15 protein-coding genes are annotated in these 15,423 nt (G+C 76.1%); 6 read left to right on the top strand and 9 right to left on the bottom strand.

The features are described 5' to 3' along the window. The first annotated feature begins 42 nt into the window (after positions 1-42). Together AC1C2W_RS07880 and AC1C2W_RS07875 are read left to right on the top strand one after the other, a co-directional pair. Complete coding sequence (locus tag AC1C2W_RS07880) at positions 43-813, top strand: ABC transporter ATP-binding protein (RefSeq protein ID WP_495412810.1); 771 nt, start codon at positions 43-45, stop codon at positions 811-813. Then, on the top strand, positions 810-2,744 hold the full coding sequence (locus AC1C2W_RS07875; protein WP_495412809.1) for a hypothetical protein: 1,935 nt from the start codon (positions 810-812) through the stop codon (positions 2,742-2,744). Before AC1C2W_RS07880 ends, AC1C2W_RS07875 begins: the two co-directional genes overlap by 4 nt. Before the next feature lie 19 nt (positions 2,745-2,763). On the opposite strand, the gene AC1C2W_RS07870 is transcribed toward AC1C2W_RS07875, so the two are convergent. Both AC1C2W_RS07870 and AC1C2W_RS07865 read right to left on the bottom strand, forming a co-directional pair. After that, on the bottom strand, positions 2,764-4,302 hold the full coding sequence (locus AC1C2W_RS07870) for a lipase maturation factor family protein (protein WP_495412808.1): 1,539 nt from the start codon (positions 4,300-4,302) through the stop codon (positions 2,764-2,766). A 9-nt stretch (positions 4,303-4,311) separates the two neighbouring features. Then, positions 4,312-5,334: a LysR family transcriptional regulator gene (locus tag AC1C2W_RS07865; protein WP_495389281.1), complete on the bottom strand. Its 1,023-nt coding sequence runs from the start codon at positions 5,332-5,334 to the stop codon at positions 4,312-4,314. A 94-nt stretch (positions 5,335-5,428) separates the two neighbouring features. Here AC1C2W_RS07865 and AC1C2W_RS07860 point away from each other — a divergent pair, with 94 nt between their 5' ends. The 3 genes from AC1C2W_RS07860 (at position 5,429) to AC1C2W_RS07850 (ending at position 8,609) form a co-directional block, all read left to right on the top strand. Then, positions 5,429-6,433: a threonine ammonia-lyase gene (locus tag AC1C2W_RS07860; RefSeq protein WP_495412807.1), complete on the top strand. Its 1,005-nt coding sequence runs from the start codon at positions 5,429-5,431 to the stop codon at positions 6,431-6,433. A 58-nt stretch (positions 6,434-6,491) separates the two neighbouring features. After that, positions 6,492-7,112, top strand: a complete 621-nt coding sequence (locus AC1C2W_RS07855) for an L-threonylcarbamoyladenylate synthase (RefSeq protein ID WP_495389283.1) — start codon at positions 6,492-6,494, stop codon at positions 7,110-7,112. Positions 7,113-7,175: 63 nt separating this feature from the next. Then, the gene (locus tag AC1C2W_RS07850; protein WP_495412806.1) at positions 7,176-8,609 is read left to right on the top strand and encodes a UTP--glucose-1-phosphate uridylyltransferase; all 1,434 of its coding nucleotides are present in this window, start codon (positions 7,176-7,178) and stop codon (positions 8,607-8,609) included. A 123-nt stretch (positions 8,610-8,732) separates the two neighbouring features. Here the strand turns inward: AC1C2W_RS07850 and AC1C2W_RS07845 are convergent, their stop codons facing one another. After that, positions 8,733-9,428 carry an IMPACT family protein gene (locus AC1C2W_RS07845; protein ID WP_495412805.1) on the bottom strand — a complete coding sequence of 232 codons (696 nt, stop codon included), beginning with the start codon at positions 9,426-9,428 and terminating at the stop codon, positions 8,733-8,735. 75 nt (positions 9,429-9,503) lie between these two features. Here AC1C2W_RS07845 and AC1C2W_RS07840 point away from each other — a divergent pair, with 75 nt between their 5' ends. Further along, positions 9,504-10,247: a site-specific integrase gene (locus AC1C2W_RS07840; RefSeq protein WP_495412804.1), complete on the top strand. Its 744-nt coding sequence runs from the start codon at positions 9,504-9,506 to the stop codon at positions 10,245-10,247. A 219-nt stretch (positions 10,248-10,466) separates the two neighbouring features. On the opposite strand, the gene AC1C2W_RS07835 is transcribed toward AC1C2W_RS07840, so the two are convergent. From AC1C2W_RS07835 to AC1C2W_RS07810, 6 genes are read right to left on the bottom strand one after another with little or no spacing between them, the layout of a single operon-like run. Next, positions 10,467-11,072, bottom strand: a complete 606-nt coding sequence (locus AC1C2W_RS07835) for a Dps family protein (protein ID WP_495389287.1) — start codon at positions 11,070-11,072, stop codon at positions 10,467-10,469. A 46-nt stretch (positions 11,073-11,118) separates the two neighbouring features. Then, entirely contained in the window at positions 11,119-11,706 is a 588-nt protein-coding gene (locus AC1C2W_RS07830) for a hypothetical protein (RefSeq protein ID WP_495389288.1), read from the bottom strand. Beyond that, entirely contained in the window at positions 11,703-13,019 is a 1,317-nt protein-coding gene (locus AC1C2W_RS07825; RefSeq protein ID WP_495412803.1) for a DUF58 domain-containing protein, read from the bottom strand. The genes AC1C2W_RS07830 and AC1C2W_RS07825 overlap by 4 nt, the downstream gene beginning before the upstream one ends. Beyond that, a complete protein-coding gene (locus AC1C2W_RS07820; RefSeq protein WP_495412802.1) occupies positions 13,016-14,029 on the bottom strand; it encodes an AAA family ATPase in 1,014 nt (337 codons plus the stop codon). The genes AC1C2W_RS07825 and AC1C2W_RS07820 overlap by 4 nt, the downstream gene beginning before the upstream one ends. After that, positions 14,026-14,640 carry a hypothetical protein gene (locus AC1C2W_RS07815; RefSeq protein WP_495389291.1) on the bottom strand — a complete coding sequence of 205 codons (615 nt, stop codon included), beginning with the start codon at positions 14,638-14,640 and terminating at the stop codon, positions 14,026-14,028. The genes AC1C2W_RS07820 and AC1C2W_RS07815 overlap by 4 nt, the downstream gene beginning before the upstream one ends. Next, the gene (locus AC1C2W_RS07810; RefSeq protein WP_495412801.1) at positions 14,637-15,416 is read right to left on the bottom strand and encodes a DUF4129 domain-containing protein; all 780 of its coding nucleotides are present in this window, start codon (positions 15,414-15,416) and stop codon (positions 14,637-14,639) included. The genes AC1C2W_RS07815 and AC1C2W_RS07810 overlap by 4 nt, the downstream gene beginning before the upstream one ends. Between the last annotated feature and the right edge of the window lie 7 nt (positions 15,417-15,423).

Raw genomic sequence — 15,423 nt, 5'->3', positions numbered from 1 at the left:
TGCCGTTCTATATGCGTGCGGGGCCGGTATGGAGGAGCAGAGATGAACAGAGGGAGCGGAGCCCCGGCGCTCCGGCTGACGGGCCTCTCGAGGTCCTTCGGCCGGAAGGTCGCGGTCGAGAGCGTCGACCTCGACGTGCCGCAGGGGTCCTGGTTCGGCCTGGTCGGCCCCAACGGCGCAGGGAAGTCGACCACCCTCGCGATGGCGACCGGGCTGCTGCGGCCCGACGCCGGGCGGGCCGAGGTGTTCGGCGTCGACGTCTGGTCCCGACGGTCGTCCGCCCTGGGTCTGCTCGGAGTCCTCCCGGACGGGCTCGCGCTGCCCGAGAGGCTCACCGGCCGTGAGATGCTGCGGTTCACCGGGCTGCTGCGCGGCATGGCGCCCGCCGAGGTGGAGCGGCGCGCCGGCGACCTGCTCGGCGTGCTCGGCCTGGACGACGCGCCCCGCACCCTCGTCGCCGAGTACTCCACCGGCATGCGCAAGAAGATCGGCCTCGCCGCGGCACTGCTGCACGCGCCGCGACTGCTCGTGCTCGACGAGCCGCTGGAGGCCGTGGACCCGGTCTCGGCCACGACCGTCAAGCAGATCCTTCGCCGGTACGTCGACGACGGTGGCACGGTCGTGTTCTCCAGCCACGTCATGGCCGTCGTCGAGCAGGTCTGCGACCGGGTCGCGGCGATCGCGGGCGGGCGGGTCGTGGCCGCCGGTCCGACGGCGGAGGTCGCGGCCGGGGCGAGCCTCGAGGAACGGTTCGTCAGCCTCGTCGGCGGCCCTGGGCTGCAGGAGGAGGGGCTGGCGTGGTTGGCACGGTGATCCGCACGAAGCTGGCAGTGCTGCGGCACTCCGCCACTGGTGGCGGCGCGGCCCGCACGATGACCGGCGGCCTGGTCGGGCTCGCCCTCGCCGCGGGGGTGCTCGCCCTCGCCGCGGGCGGCCCACCCCTGGTGCCGGCGCTGCCGGCCCGCGCCGCGTCCGACCTCCTGGCCGGTGCGCTGGCACTGTGGACCCTCGGCTGGTTCGTCGGGCCCGTCCTGTTCGGCGGCGGGGACGAGTCCCTGCGCCCCGAGCACTTCGCGCTGCTGCCGCTCGGGCGCCGCACGATCACCACGGCGCTCGCCGGGGCGGCGCTCGTGGGGGTCGCTCCGGCCGTCACGCTCGTCGCCCTCGCGGGGCTCGTCGTCGTGGCCGTGCGCACGGGCGCGGGCGCACCCGGCGTGGGCGTCGCCGTGCTCGCGGCGGGCGCGCAGCTCGTCGCCACGGTCGTCACCGCACGCCTGGTGACCGCAGCGGCCAACCACGCGATGGGCTCGCGCGCGGGGGCCGGGCTCGCCGGCGTGGTCAGCGCCGTCCTGCTGGCCGGTTCGCACAGCGCGTGGGTGCTCGCGCCGGCATTAGGCGCCGTCACCCGCGACGGGCTCCCGGAGGCCGTGGCCGCCGGCCTGCGCGCGGCGCCGTCCGGCTGGGGGCTCGCCGCGGTCGAGGCGGCGGGTCGCGGCGACCTGCTCGGCGCCGCTGCGGCGGTCGGCGGGCTCGGGGCACTCGCGGTCGGGTCCTGGTGGGGATGGTCGTTCCTGGTGGGACGGCGGCTGACCGCGCCGCCGGCCCGTCGCGCGTCGGGGCGGGTCGGGGGCGCGGGGCGGCGCGCACGCGGCCCCGTGACTGCGGTCGTGGCGCGCGAGCTGCGCACCTGGTCGCGCGACCTGCTGCGCGTGCACCTCGCCTGCTTCGCCGTGTGCTACGCCCTGGTGCTGTGCCTCCTGCCGGTAACGGTGGGAGCGTGGGTGTTCGTCCCGTGGGCGGGGCTGGTGCTGGCGACCTGGCTCGCCGCCGTGTCGGCCAACCTGTACGGGGACGACGGCACGGAGCTGTGGCTCAAGCTGGTCGTGCCAGGTGGGCTCGCGCACGACGTGCGGGGTCGCCAGCTCGCGTGGCTGGTGGTCGCCGCGCCGCCGACCCTGGTGCTGAGCGTCGCCGGGGCGGCGGCGTCCGGCCAGGCCGGGGTGTGGCCGTGGCTGGCCGCGCTCATGCCCGCGGTGCTGGGCGGCGGAGCCGGCGTCGTCGTGCTGGTCTCGGTGCTGCGGCCCGTGCGCCTGCCGGACCCGCACCGCCGCGGCGGCAACCTGCTTCAGAACGGGGTCGACTTCACGCAGGTGCTCGCCGTCCTCGTCCTGACGGCCGCGACGGCGGTCCCCGCGGCGCTGGTCGTGGCGTACGGCCCTTCGTGGGCCGGGGCCGTGGCGGGCGTCGCGAGCGGGACGTTCCTCGCGTGGGCGCTCGGCGGCCTCGCTGCGACACGTCTCGAGGCCACCGGGAGCCGCATCCTGCTCGCGCTGCGCACCGGGGCACGCGAGCCCCGGCCGCGACCCGGGATGGCGCCGCCGTCTCGTCCCGCGGGGAGCGCCCTGCTCTCCCCGCGGGCGGCGCCGCGGCATCCGGCGCAGGCCGCCGCGGACCAGCTCGTCCGCCTCGGGCTCGACCGTGCGCCGGCGCGGTGGCGCGCCTACGTGCTCGTGAGCCTCACGGTGTGCTGGGTACCTCTGGCCGCCCAGGGCGTCGTCCCGGCGATCCTGCTCACGGCCGGCGTGGGGCCGCACGAGGTCTCGCCGTCGTGGTTCCTCGCCCTGCACGTGCCACCCGGCCTCGGGTGGCCGACCGTCGCCGTGATGGTCGCGATCGGCGGCACCCTGCTCGTCAGCGGCCTCGCCGTCGGCCTGCGATACCTGCGGCTGGCACGCCGGGCCTGATCGGCGCCGGGCCCCGGCCCTACCGCGGGAGGACCGGGCCGGCGGGAAGGTCGGTGAGCCGGACGGGGTCCACGATCGTCTCGAGCTCGCGGCGCACCCACCAGTCGCCGGAGCGTCGCCGCTCGTCGCGCGTGGTGAACCGGTAGCGGAACAGCCGCACGCGCACCCAGCGGGGCCGTGCGCCGTCGAACGGGTCGAGCCGTAGCAGCCGCAGGGTGGCGGGGTCGGCCTCCAGCAGCCGCAGGCAGAGCCGCGGGATCCACGGGCCCGAGGCGCCGAGCGGGATGAACCACAGCACCCAGTCGAGCCGCAGGTGGTACGGCGCCACCTGCGGCGGGCGGCGACGCACGTCGCCCGGCTTGCCGCGGAACCCGTACTCGCGCCAGTCACCGGGGCCGGGGCGGGTGGCGGCGGTGCCCTCGACGATCACCTCGTCCCGGCGCCGTGTGACGCTGCCGAAGGCCCCGTAGGCGTTGACCAGCCGCAGCGGCTCGAAGCTCGCGTTCATCCGCTGGTGGCGCGACGCCAGGTTGAGCGCCGGGCGCACGGACAGCACGGCCAGGACCAGCGCGACGGCGGACGCGGCCACGAGATAGCCCGTCGGCACGGCGCCGGGCGCCGCTGCGGCACCGGCGTCGGCGCCGGACGGGACGCCGGGGACCCACCCCAGGAGGGCGCGCCACACGCCGTCGGAGACCATCGCCGCGCCGAGCACGATCGTGGCCCAGTTGAGCCAGGCGAAGTTGCCGGTGAGCACGAGCCAGCCCTGCGTGAGCACGACGACGCCCCCCGCGACGCTGGGCAACGGCTGCGGGAGCCACAGCAGCCACGGCACCAGGAGCTGTGTGACGTGGTTGCCCACCACCTCGGTGCGGTGCCACCACCGCGGCAGGTGGTGGGCGTGCCAGCTGAACGGCCCGGGCATCGGCTGCGTCTCGTGGTGGTAGTCGAGGGCGGTGAGGTGGCGCCACGCCGGGTCGCCGCGCCACTTGATGAGCCCCGCGCCCAGCTCCAGCCGGAACAGCAGCCACCGCGCGGCGAGGACGAGCAGGAACGGCACGGGCACGGCGGGGGAGCCGAACCAGGCGGCGAGGAACGCCAGCTCGCACAGCAGCGTCTCCCAGCCGAAGGCGTAGAACCGCTGGCCCACGGTCACGATCGACAGGTACGCGGCCCACAGCACCAGCAGGACGAGCGTCGTGACCCACCAGGGGCCCGCCTGCGGGAGCCCCGCGACCACCGCGGCGGCGCCGACGGCCCCGGTGCCCGCGACGGCCGCGAGGAATCGGTCGGAGTAGTGCACGTGGAAGACCGACGGCGCGTCGCGGAAGGCCACACGTGCGATGTAGCGCGGCACGGGCAGCAGCCCGCGCTCCCCGAGGAGCGGGCGGAACTGGCCCAGCGCCTGGACGAACGCGAGGCAGAGCAGTGCACCGACGCCGCGCTGCAGCACCTCGCGCGCGACGTCGTAGTCGCCTGTGGCCCACCACCCGTCGAGCCATCCGTCGAGCCACCCGTCGAGCCATGGTGGCAGCCAGGCCCGCAGCTGGAGAGGCACGACCTCACGCTAGCCGCGGGGCGAACCGCCCGCCGCGCCGTCGGGCGTGCCCTCGGGACCCGCGTCGGGCCCTTCGTCCGCGGTGCCCGTCAGCGTGTGGTGCCCGCCGGCCTCGACGAGCCGCTCGACGAGCGCGCGCGCCGGCGGGGTGGGGGCGCCCACCGTGAGGGCCAGCACCTGGCGGGTGGCGCCCGGCAGGTCCTGGACGACGACGTCGGGGTGCCGGTGGGCGCGCAGCGCGAGGGAGGGCAGCAGGCTGACGCCCGCGCCGGAGGCGACCAGGGCCTGCACGGCCACGTAGTCGTCGGTCTCGAACGCGATGCGGGGCGCGAAGCCCGCGGCCGCGCACCGTGCGACGAGGTCGGCCCGGCACCGCTCGCACCCCGCGATCCACGCGGCGTCCCGGAGCTCGGCCAGGTCCGGAGGCCCGTCGCCCGGCGCGTCGCCCTCGAGAGCCTGCTCCGCCCGGCGTACCAGTGCGATCGGCTCCTCGTGCACGAGGGTGACCTCGAAGCGCGACAGGTCCGTGCCGGGGCGGGCATGGCGGGAGTCGGCGTGCTGGAAGACCAGCGCCACGTCCACGTCCCCGGCCCGCAGGGCCGTGATCGCCTCGGGCGGCTCGGCCTCGACGAGGCCGACGCGGACGCCGGGGTGGTCGGTGCGGAGGCTGGCCACCGCAGCGGGCACGAGGGTCGCCAGCGCGGAGGGGAACGCGGCCAGCCGGGCACGCCCGGCCCGCAGGCCCGCCAGGGCGTCCAGCTCGCGCTGCGCGCCCTCGACGCGCCCGAGGATCTCCTCCGCCCGGGCGGCCAGCAGGCGGCCGGCCTCCGTGAGGCGCACCCCGCGGCCCGCGCGCTGCAGCAGCGCGATGCCGGCCTCGGCCTCCAGTCGGGCGAGGTGATGGCTCACGGACGGCTGTGCGTAGTGCAGCTCGCGGGCGGCCGCCGTCACCGATCCGGTGCGGGCGACGGCGGCGAGCACGCGCAGCCGGGTGAGGTCCAGGTGGGGCGGGGGAGCGGGCTCGACGGACATGCCGCCAGCCTACGGCCACTCATCGACGCGATCGATGCTCGGCGGCGGGAACTGGCATTGGACCTATCGATCCTGCGGCGGTCATCCTGCTGAGATGACGAACTCCCCCCGTGCGAGCGACGTGGCGGCGGCCCCGACCATGCGCGACGTGCTCGCCGCGGCGCGCCGGATCGACGGCCTGGTGGTGCGCACTCCCGCCGAGCGCCATCCCGAGCTCGACCGCGCCGTCGCGGACGCCGGGGCGCGGGGGACGACCCTCGTCGTCAAGCACGAGAACCTCCAGCACACGGGGGCCTTCAAGGTGCGCGGCGCCCTCAACCTGCTCCTCGGGTTCGACGACGACGAACGGCGCCGCGGCATCGTCGCGTACTCGACGGGGAACCACGCGCAGGCCCTCGCCCACGCGGCCCGGCGCACGGGCACCGGCTGCACCATCGTCATGCCCTACCACCCGAACCCCCTCAAGGAGCGCGCGGTGCGCGAGCTCGGGGCCGACGTCGTGCTGCGGGGCGAGACCTTCGACGACGCCCGCACGCACGCCGCACAGGTCGCCGAGGACACCGGTGCCCGGCTCGTGGGCGCCGCCAACGAGCCCCTGCTCGTCGCGGGCGTCGCGACGGCCACCCTCGAGCTGCTGCAGCAGGCTCCGGACCTCGACGTCCTCGTCGTGCCCGTGGGCGGCGGCTCCGGCGCCGCCGCCGCCTGTCTGGTCGCCTCGGCGCTCGCCCCCGGCCTGCGGGTGGTCGCCGTGCAGGCCGGCGCCTCCCCGGCGGCCCACGACTCCTGGCGTGCGGGCGACCTGCGCACCGCGGCCAACACCACCCGCGCGGAGGGGCTTGCCGTCGGGTGCGGCTTCGCGCTCACCCAGGCCGTGCTGCGCGAGCACCTCGCCGACTTCCTCCTCGTGGACGACGACGCCATCGCGGCCGCGCAGCGCGCCTATCTCACCGGCGCCCGCACCGTGGCCGAGGGCGCCGGCGCCGCGGCCCTCGCGGCGGTGCTCACCTGTCCCGAGGCGTTCGCCGGCGCACGCGTCGGAGTCGTGTGCTCGGGGGGCAACGCGAGCGAGGCCGAGCTGCGCAGGGCGCTCGCCGGCTGAGGCGTCGGCGGGCCCGTCGGCGGGTGCGGGGGTGGCGCCCGGGGATACGCTGCCGGGCATGGCCCGCTACTTCGACGTGCACCCGGTCGACCCCCAGCCCCGGCTGATCGGGCAGATCGTCGGGATGCTCACCGACGGCGCTCTCATCGCCTACCCGACGGACTCCGGCTACGCGCTCGGGTGTCGGGCCGGGCAGCACGACGGCACCGAGCGGATCCGCCAGATCCGCCACCTCGACGCGCACCACCACTTCACGCTCGTGTGCGCGGACTTCGCTCAGCTCGGCCAGCTGGTGCGGCTCGACAACAGCGCGTTTCGGGCCATCAAGGCGTCCACGCCCGGCCCGTACACCTTCATCTTGCCCGCCACCGCCGAGGTGCCGCGTCGCCTGGCCCACCCGAAGAAGAAGACGATCGGGGTGCGCATCCCCGACTCGCGGGTGGTGCAGGCGATCCTGCGCGAGCTCGGCGAGCCGCTGCTGTCCTCCACGCTGATCCTGCCCGGGTCGGAGCAGCCGCTCACGGACGGCTGGCAGGTCAAGGAGGAGCTCGACCACGCGGTCGACGCCGTCGTCGACGGCGGCGAGGTCCTGGCGTCGCCCACCACCGTCGTCGACTGGTCCGAGGGCTACCCCGACGTCGTCCGCGTCGGGGCGGGCGACCCGTCCCGCTTCGAGTGAGCCACACGCCTGCTCGGGCCGCGGGCGGGCCACCGCGAGTCCGGCGCGGTTAGGGTGCTGGTCATGAGCGACCGCGGACTGGCCCTGGCCCGAGAGAAGATGTCGGCGGAGGGCGTAGCCCCCGCCGCGATCGAGACCTTCACCCGCTTCTACCACCTGCTGGAGTCCGGCGAGTCGGGCTTCGTGCGCGAGGCCGACGTCGAGCCCCTCACCGACCTCCTGCGGCATGCCGACCTCGACGTCTCCGCCGAGGACGCGCAGACCGCCCTCGCGCAGACCGCGATCATCAAGCTCAACGGCGGCCTCGGCACGTCGATGGGCATGGACAAGGCCAAGTCCCTGCTCACGGTGCGCGACGACGCCCCCGAGGGCGGTGCCGGCCCCGACGGTGCCGGCACCGCGCTGACGTTCCTCGACGTCATCGTCCGCCAGGTTCGGGCGGCCCGCGCCGCCACGGGTGCGCGCCTGCCGCTGGTGCTGATGGACTCGTTCCGCACCCGCGCCGACACCCTCGAGGCCCTCGCGCCCTACGACGACCTGGCCGTGGACGACCTTCCGGTCGACTTCCTGCAGAACCGCGAGCCCAAGCTGCGCGCCGACGACCTCGAACCCGTCGAGTGGCCCGCGGACCCGTCCCTCGAGTGGTGCCCGCCCGGCCACGGCGACCTCTACCCCGCGCTGCACGCCTCCGGGGTCGTGCGCGCCCTGCTCGATGCCGGCTTCCGCTACGCCAGCGTCTCCAACTCCGACAACCTCGGCGCCGCGCCCGACGGCGCCATCGCCGCCTGGTTCGCCGCGTCCGGCGCCCCGTACGCCGCGGAGATGTGCCGCAAGACCCCCGCCGACGTCAAGGGCGGACAGCTCGTGGTCCGTCAGAGCGACGGACGCATCGTGCAGCGTGAGACGGCCCAGACGCACCCGGACGACGTGGACGTGTCCCTCGACCCGTCGGTGCACCCGTACTTCCACACCAACAACCTCTGGTTCGACCTCGAGGCGCTGGCGGCCGAGCTCGACCGCACCGGGGGAGTGCTGGAGCTGCCCCTGATCCGCAACGAGAAGACGGTGGACCCGACGGACCCGTCGTCGACGCCGGTCGTGCAGATCGAGTCGGCGATGGGCGCGGCGGTGGCGGTCTTCGAGGGCGCCACGGCGATCGAGGTGGGGCGCGAGCGCTTCCTCCCGGTGAAGACCACCGGCGACCTGCTGCTCATGCGCTCCGACGTCTACGAGCTCACGGCGGACTACCGGCTCGTCGCGCAGGTCGAGGCCCCGTTGGTGAAGCTCTCGAAGACCTATAAGGCGATCTCGGCGTTCGACGAGCGCTTCGCCGCCGGCGCCCCGTCCCTGCGTGGCGCGTCGTCGCTGACCGTCGAGGGCGACTGGGCCTTCGGCGCTGGCGTCCGTGCCCAGGGCGAGGCCGCGCTGCCCGACGCCGGCGAGCCCGCGACCGTGCCCGACGGCGCCACGATCACCGCGGCCGGCGTCCAGCCCTGATCCGCTGGTTGAGCTCGTCGAAACCCGGCAACCCGCTGGTTGAGCTCGTCGAAACCCGGCAACCCGCTGGTTGAGCTCGTCGAAACCCGGCAGCGGCTTCGACCAGCTCAACCAGCGAATGTGTCAACCGGGGAGGTCGACGACGCGGTCGGCGCCCAGCACGGGCGTGAGGGTGCCCGCCGACGCGGCGGCCAGGTCGGCGCGGAGCCGGGGGAGCTCGGCGGGAGGCACCAGCAGGGCCAGCCGCGCGGCGGCGGCGTACGACGGCTCCTCGAGCACCGCGCCGTAGGTGGCGGACCAGTCGCGCAGCAGGTGGTCGACGCGGCCCGCGTCGGCGTGCGGGACGTCGACGGTGACCTCCGTGAGCGTCTCGCGGCGGCGCAGGAGCCCCGCGTCGGCCGCCACGTCGAGGGCCTGGGCGATGGCGCCGGAGTAGGCGCGCACCAGGCCGCCCGCGCCGAGCAGCACCCCGCCGAAGTACCGGCTCACCACCGCCACGACGTCCGTCAGCCCGCGCCGGCGCAGCACCTCCAGCATGGGCACGCCCGCCGTGCCGGAGGGCTCGCCGTCGTCGGAGGAGCGCTGTTGGTCGGCGTGCGTGCCGACCACGAGGGCGACGCAGTGGTGACGGGCGTCCCAGAGCTCTTTGCGCACCCGGGCGACGACGGCCTCGGCCTCCGCGACGCTGCGGGCCGGCGCGACGTGCGCCAGGAAGCGCGACTTCCTGATCACCAGCTCGTGGTCGACCCGGGAGGCGAGCGTCCCCGGCAGCAGGGGCGGCCCGGGGCGACCGGCGGCGGGTCTGTCTGAGCGGCTCACCGGACGAGGCTACGTCGTCGGGCGACACGCCGATCTCCTCCCCGAAAAAAGTGTGCCAAGCACCAGGATGGACCCATGGCAGCCGACGTCGAGGGCATCCCAGCACCCGAAACCCGCAACGATCCCTCCGGCGAGGGGAGCCCGCCGGGCGGGACGCCGGGCCGCTACCCACGCCCGCCGGTGACGCTGGAGGAGGCCGAGTGGGTCTGGCGGGAGCTATCGGTGGAGGCCCTGCGGCCGGGCGGCAAGCCGGAGGTGGTGCGCCTCGCGGTGATCGCGGGGCTCACCCGGGCTACCGGGGCGCGCTACGGGGACCTGCTGCGCGCGCGGGCCGAGGACCTGGACCTGGGGCCGGAGCCCGACGCGGCCAGCCGGCGGGGCCGGGTCGGGGGAGCGCGGGAACCGGGGGAGGGGAGGGTCGTGCTGCGGCACGGCAAGCACCGCGCCGTCCGGGAGCACCGGCTGCCGCCCGAGGTGGTGCTGCTCCTGCGGCACTGGATGGTGGTGCGGACCGAGCTCGCCGCGGAGCTCGAGGGCTCGGTGCCCCGCGCCCTGCTGCTCACGGTGCACCACACGCACGACCACGGCACCACCGTGGCGAGCGGCCTCCCGATCACGCGGCAGGGGCTGGTGCTGTCGTGGCGACGCTTCACCCATCGGACGAATGCGCGGTACGGGGCCGTGCGTTCGCCGCTGCCGACCCGGTTCGAGCAGGTGCGCCGGGCCTGGATCGACGCGGGGACACCGGACCTCGGGAGGGACGTGCCGACGGCGGAGGCCTTGGCTCCTTCGTCAGATGCTCCTTCCGGAGCAAAATAGTGTGCCAAGCGTCCAAAGACACGAGATGCCGCCGCTCGCACCTCACGGACCAGCACGGAACGAGGGGGGCCACGCGACGTCGCGTGGGCCCGCCGACCGGACCTCGGTGTACCACGGCCCGATCGGACGGACGGGCGGATCACGGGCCCAACACGCCGAAGGGGCGCAGCACGCCGGTCGCGTGCTGCGCCCCTCGCGAGCGGGCCGGATGCCGGCCGGTCAGCTGGCCTTCTTCCTGGTCGTCGCCCGCGTCGTCGTCGATCGCTTGGTGCCCGCGGCCTTGCGCGCGGCGCCCTTCTCGGTCGTGGCGCCGGCCGTCGACAGCTCGCCGCCGACGCTCTCGAGGTGGGCACGGACGAACCAGTGGAACAGCTCCAGGTCGTGGAGGTGGCCGATGAGGAGGTCGTTGGTGACGTCGTCGAGCGCCTCGGTGTCCTTCGCCGCCTTCCGATGGGCGAGGATCACTCCCTGGTAGACCTCGTCCAGCGCGCCGAGGTGCTCGATGGCCAAGGCGCGGCCCAGCGCGTAGTCGTTCCACGTGCGCGCCTTGACGAGTGCGCCCGGGGTGCCGACGGGTGCGACCCCGAGCGTCGCGATGCGCTCGGCGATGGCGTCCGTCATGTCCCGCACGACGTCGACCTGCGGATCGATCATCTCGTGCACGGAGATGAAGTGGGGGCCGACGACGTTCCAGTGCACATGCTTGAGGGTGAGATGGAGGTCGGTCAGGGCGTTGAGACGCTCCTGCAGGATGACGGACACCTTGCCGCCCTGGGTAGGCGTCAACGAGGGAACGGTGTAGCGGGGCGTCTTGCGATCGGCCATCGGGTTTCTCCGTCTCGTCGGATCGGCGCGCGGTCCACGAGCGATATCAGCGCGCCCCGCCATCGTCACGCCGCACGACCGTCCACGCGAGCGCAGCCAGCGCCGCGACCCCGATTCCGACCAGCCACTCGAGCGGCCGGCCGGCGATCGCCCAGGCTGCCGCACCGACCGCCACCGCCGCGGCCACGAGGAGGGCGTCGCGCCCACCCGCCCGTGCCAGGGCCGCGAGCTCGACCCGGTCGCGCGCGCTCACGTGCGCGGCCCACCAGCCCAGACGGGTCGTGACGTGCGCCAGCGGGGCGAGCCACAGCGCCGCCGGGTCGAAGGGAGCCGCGGTCGACCCGAGCAGCAGCACGGCGGCGGTCACGAGCGCGACGTGGGCCGGGGCGGCACCCGGCCGCAGCGCCGCCCAGACGGCGATGACGACGGCGAGGGTCACGCTGAGCTCGGGCGCCAGGGTCGTGCGGGAGGCGGCGGCGAGCAGAAGGGCGGGTACGGCCACGACGAACGCGGCGCGGAGCAGCCAGCCGGGCACGGTCCGGCCGAGGCCGACGCGGACGGCCGGCAGTGGGCGGCCCGTGGCGTGCCGGCGTCGCCACCACGACCGGACGGCCGCGACCGGGGTGGCGATCATCGCGGCCCCGCCGCACCGTGGTGGCCCTCGGCGGCCCGCACCAGTGCCTCGAGCTCCAGCGGCGCCTCCTGCCGGGCGCCGCCCGCCCACCGCACGACGGGCACGCCCTCCGCGGTCATGTGGCGCAACCGGTCCTCGCGCTCGAGCCGGCCGACCCGCCAGGCGAGGCGCATGTGCTCCTCCCGCACGGGGCGCACGTCGGGCAGGGTGTCCACGACCACCACCGCGTGCCCCGCCGCGCGCCAGGCGCGCACGAGGTCCAGCGGCTCGTCGTCGAGCACCGTGCTGAACAGGTAGACGATCGCGTCGGCGGGGACCTGCGGTGCCCGCAGCCGGCGCTCGGGCGCCCCGACGGGCCGGCTCAGGGCGAGGGCGTGGAGCACGCGCCGCAGGTGCCGTCGGCCCGCGGCCGGCGGCAGGGGTCGGCGGCGCCGCCCGAGGTCCTCGACGCCCACCCGGTCCCCGCCTGCGATCAGGGCGCCCGCCACGGACGCGGCGGCGTGCCGGGCGAGGTCCAGGGACGTGGGCTCGTCGACGCGCTGCGGGCCGGTGCCGCGCCACGTGCGCAGGTCCGACCCGACGTCGTCGCGCGAGTCGACCACGAGCACCGCGGTCGCCTCCGCCACGGCATAGGTGCGCCGCACGTAGAGCGTGCTGAGGTCGGGCGACCGGCGGGCGGTGGTGCGCCAGTCGATGCGGCGCAGCCGGTCGCCCGGGGTGAACGGGTGCACGTCGCGCAGCTCGCTCCCGTCGCCGAGTCGTCGCGACGTGTGCGGCCCGGTGAGGCCCCGCAGGCGGCGCGGCACCGGCACCCGGCCCAGCGGCATGGCCGTCGGCAGGATCAGACGGTCGGGCGCGGTGACCGGGACCGGGTCCTCGGCGGCGGTGCCCCCGGCCCAGAATCCGCGCACGTCCGCGTGGAAGGTTCGCTGCGGCCCGGTGCGCACCGTGCGGAGCGTCAGCGGGAGCTCCCGGGCGGTCGCGGCGACCACGACGGCGGTGGGGCGGTGCCCCGGCGCGGCGATACGCGTCCGGACCAGCTCGGCGCCGCGCGGCGGGTCCAGGCCGAGGGTGGCCGAGACCTCGCCCGGCGCGGTGCCCACGGTCGGCTCGATCACGGCGGACGTCGGCCGCGAGGGCGTGCCGGCACCCCACGCGCCCGGGCGTCCCGACCATGCGGCGCCAAGCAGGGGGGCCAGGCCCAGCAGCGCGACGTCGGCCCGCCCGACGAGCAGCCCGAGCCCGAGGACGAGCACCCCCGCCCCGACGCCCGCGGCCGCCTGCGGGGTCCGCCGCCACACGGGGGGCCTCACCCCTCGCGACCCACCGTGGCAGGGCCGGGCACCGAGGCGAGCAGCTCCGCCACCACGTCCTCCGCCCGCACGGCCGACGCCCACGCGGTGGGCGTGAGGGTGAGGCGGTGGGCCAGCACCGGGACGGCGACCCGCTTGACGTCCTCGGGCAGCACGAAGTCGCGCCCGTCGAGCACGGCAACCGCACGGGCGAGCAGCAGCAGGTTCTGCGATCCGCGCGGGGAGGCGCCCACCTCCAGCGCCGCGTGGGCGCGCGTCGCGGCGGCGAGGTCGACGCAGTAGCCCGCGACGTCCGGGTCCACCTCCGTGGTCTCGACGCCCGCCTGCATCGCGAGCACCGTCGCGGCGTCGACCACGGCCGACACCGGCGCGGCCTCCCGGCGCCGTGCCACGCGCCGCAGCAGCACCTCCTGCTCCTGCGACCGGTCCGGGTAGCCCACCGCGAGCCGCACCATGAACCGGTCGAGCTGGGCCTCCGGCAGCGGGTACGTGCCCTCGTACTCCACGGGGTTGGACGTGGCCATGACGTGGAACGGGGTGGGCAGCGGCCGGCTGGCGCCGTCGACCGACACCTGCCGCTCGGCCATCGCCTCCAGCAGCGCGGACTGTGTCTTGGGCGGGGTGCGGTTGATCTCGTCCGCGAGGAACAGGCCCGTGAACACGGGTCCGGGGCGGAACACGAACTCGCGCGAGGCCGGGTCGAAGACCGAGGACCCGGTGATGTCGCTGGGCAGCAGGTCGGGGGTGCACTGGAGCCGGACGAAGTCGAGGCCCAGCGCAGTGGCCAGCGAGCGGGCCGCGAGGGTCTTGCCCAGCCCGGGGACGTCCTCGAACAGCACGTGCCCGCCCGCGAGCACCGTGGCCAGCGCGAGCTCGAGCGCGTCGCGCATCCCCACGACGGCCGTGCCGACCTCCTCGAGCACGCGCCGGCCGAGCGCGGCCACCTCGGGGACGGGGAGGGGGTGGGCCGGCAGTGCGGTGGTCGGGACGGTGGGCGGATCGGTCGTCATGGGCGGTGCCTCCCGGCGGTGTGCGGTACGGGCGGGGTCGGGTTCGTCGTGGTCGCATGCACGGGCGCCGTCGGCGGCGGTGGCCCGGCCGCCGCGGGCCGCCCGGTCGTGGGCGGGGCCAGCGCCTCGATCGCGTCCAACCAGCGGTGCACCTCGGCCCGCCCGACGGGACGGCGGGCGGTGAGCCCGGCGACGACGTCGGCGCCGAGCAGCCTCGCGGCGTCCGCGTCGCCCCTGTCGGCACCTCCGTCAGCTTCGCCGTTCCCCATGGCAGCGAGGTCGATACCGTGCTCGGCGAGACGCGCCGCGGCCAGCTCGCGCACGCGCCGCAGCATGCGGTCGCCGACCTGCCCGCTGCGGGTGAACGTGGCCCAGCCGAGCTCGCTGACGTCGCTGCGGGCGCCGTCCCGGCGGTCCTCCGGCGGGTCCGGCCACAGGGACTCGGCGCCGTCGTCGAGCGTCCGCCACAGGTGCGTCGTCGTGGCGACGACTACCACGAGCAGCCCCGCGTGCACCGGGTCGAGCACGCCCGTCGCCACGAGGACCACCCCGGCCGCGAGCGCCGGGAGGGCGGTGGTGAGCGCTGCTCGTAGCAGCGGGCGGCGGGTCATGCGTCGCGGTCCGCGACCACGGGGCCGAGCGCGGGGCCGTCCATGGGGCCGAGCGCACGGGCGATGTGCTCGAGCGCGGCGCGGGAGCGTGCGACGGCGTCGGGGCCGACGGGCCGGTCGGTGAAGCGTGCGCGCTGGTACAGGCGGCGCAGGGTGTCGACGTCGTCCGCGGGGACGGCGTTCCCCTCGGCGCGGTGCCCGGTGAGGAGCGCCGCGGTGAACTCGGTAGAGGTCTGGGCCGGGTCGCGCACGGTGCCGTGGCGGGCGGCGGCGTCCTCGAGCGCGACCCACGCGGCGACGACGGCGTCGTGCGGGGTGGTGGCGTGGTCGATGCGGGCCAGGGCGGTGGCGACGGCGTCCTGCATCTCGGGCAGGGAGATGGTGGTGGGGGCGTTCCCGGTGGCGGTACCGCCAGGGAGATCGTCGGCGTCGTCCTCGTCGTCGAGGGGGGCGAGGGCGCGCATGATGCGGCGCCCGAGGAGGACGAGCAGGACCACGACGAGGAGGGCGCCGGCGATGCTGAGGGCGACGACGACCCAGGTGACGGCGTCGTACGAGGGTCCCGGCCGGTCTCCCGGGACGACGGGGTCCGGCGGCTGCAGCTGGACGGGGTCGCCGGCGGCGGGTTCGGGGAGGTTGACGCCCGGTACGCGCAGCCGCCAGGGGGTGGCAGTGGCGGCGCCGAGGACGACGAGGACCGCGAGCGCCGCGACGGCGAGCAGCGCGGCGCCCGTGCCGCGTGCCGTCGCTCGACGTGCTGTCCGACCTGCTGCCATGCGCTGA

The organism is Isoptericola sp. Y581 (genome assembly GCF_059445475.1).
The sequence above is the reverse complement of the archived record's forward strand: the minus strand, read 5'-3'. Positions and strand labels throughout refer to the sequence as shown.

Excerpts from the sequence above, each read along its gene's own strand:
- AC1C2W_RS07880 (WP_495412810.1), top strand. The coding sequence starts at position 43 with ATGAACAGAGGGAGCGGAGCCCCGGCGCTCCGGCTGACGGGCCTCTCG.
- AC1C2W_RS07865 (WP_495389281.1), bottom strand. The coding sequence starts at position 5,334 with ATGTCCGTCGAGCCCGCTCCCCCGCCCCACCTGGACCTCACCCGGCTG.
- AC1C2W_RS07860 (WP_495412807.1), top strand. The coding sequence starts at position 5,429 with ATGACGAACTCCCCCCGTGCGAGCGACGTGGCGGCGGCCCCGACCATG.
- AC1C2W_RS07855 (WP_495389283.1), top strand. The coding sequence starts at position 6,492 with ATGGCCCGCTACTTCGACGTGCACCCGGTCGACCCCCAGCCCCGGCTG.
- AC1C2W_RS07850 (WP_495412806.1), top strand. The coding sequence starts at position 7,176 with ATGAGCGACCGCGGACTGGCCCTGGCCCGAGAGAAGATGTCGGCGGAG.
- AC1C2W_RS07840 (WP_495412804.1), top strand. The coding sequence starts at position 9,504 with ATGGCAGCCGACGTCGAGGGCATCCCAGCACCCGAAACCCGCAACGAT.
- AC1C2W_RS07835 (WP_495389287.1), bottom strand. The coding sequence starts at position 11,072 with ATGGCCGATCGCAAGACGCCCCGCTACACCGTTCCCTCGTTGACGCCT.
- AC1C2W_RS07830 (WP_495389288.1), bottom strand. The coding sequence starts at position 11,706 with ATGATCGCCACCCCGGTCGCGGCCGTCCGGTCGTGGTGGCGACGCCGG.
- AC1C2W_RS07820 (WP_495412802.1), bottom strand. The coding sequence starts at position 14,029 with ATGACGACCGATCCGCCCACCGTCCCGACCACCGCACTGCCGGCCCAC.
- AC1C2W_RS07815 (WP_495389291.1), bottom strand. The coding sequence starts at position 14,640 with ATGACCCGCCGCCCGCTGCTACGAGCAGCGCTCACCACCGCCCTCCCG.
- AC1C2W_RS07810 (WP_495412801.1), bottom strand. The coding sequence starts at position 15,416 with ATGGCAGCAGGTCGGACAGCACGTCGAGCGACGGCACGCGGCACGGGC.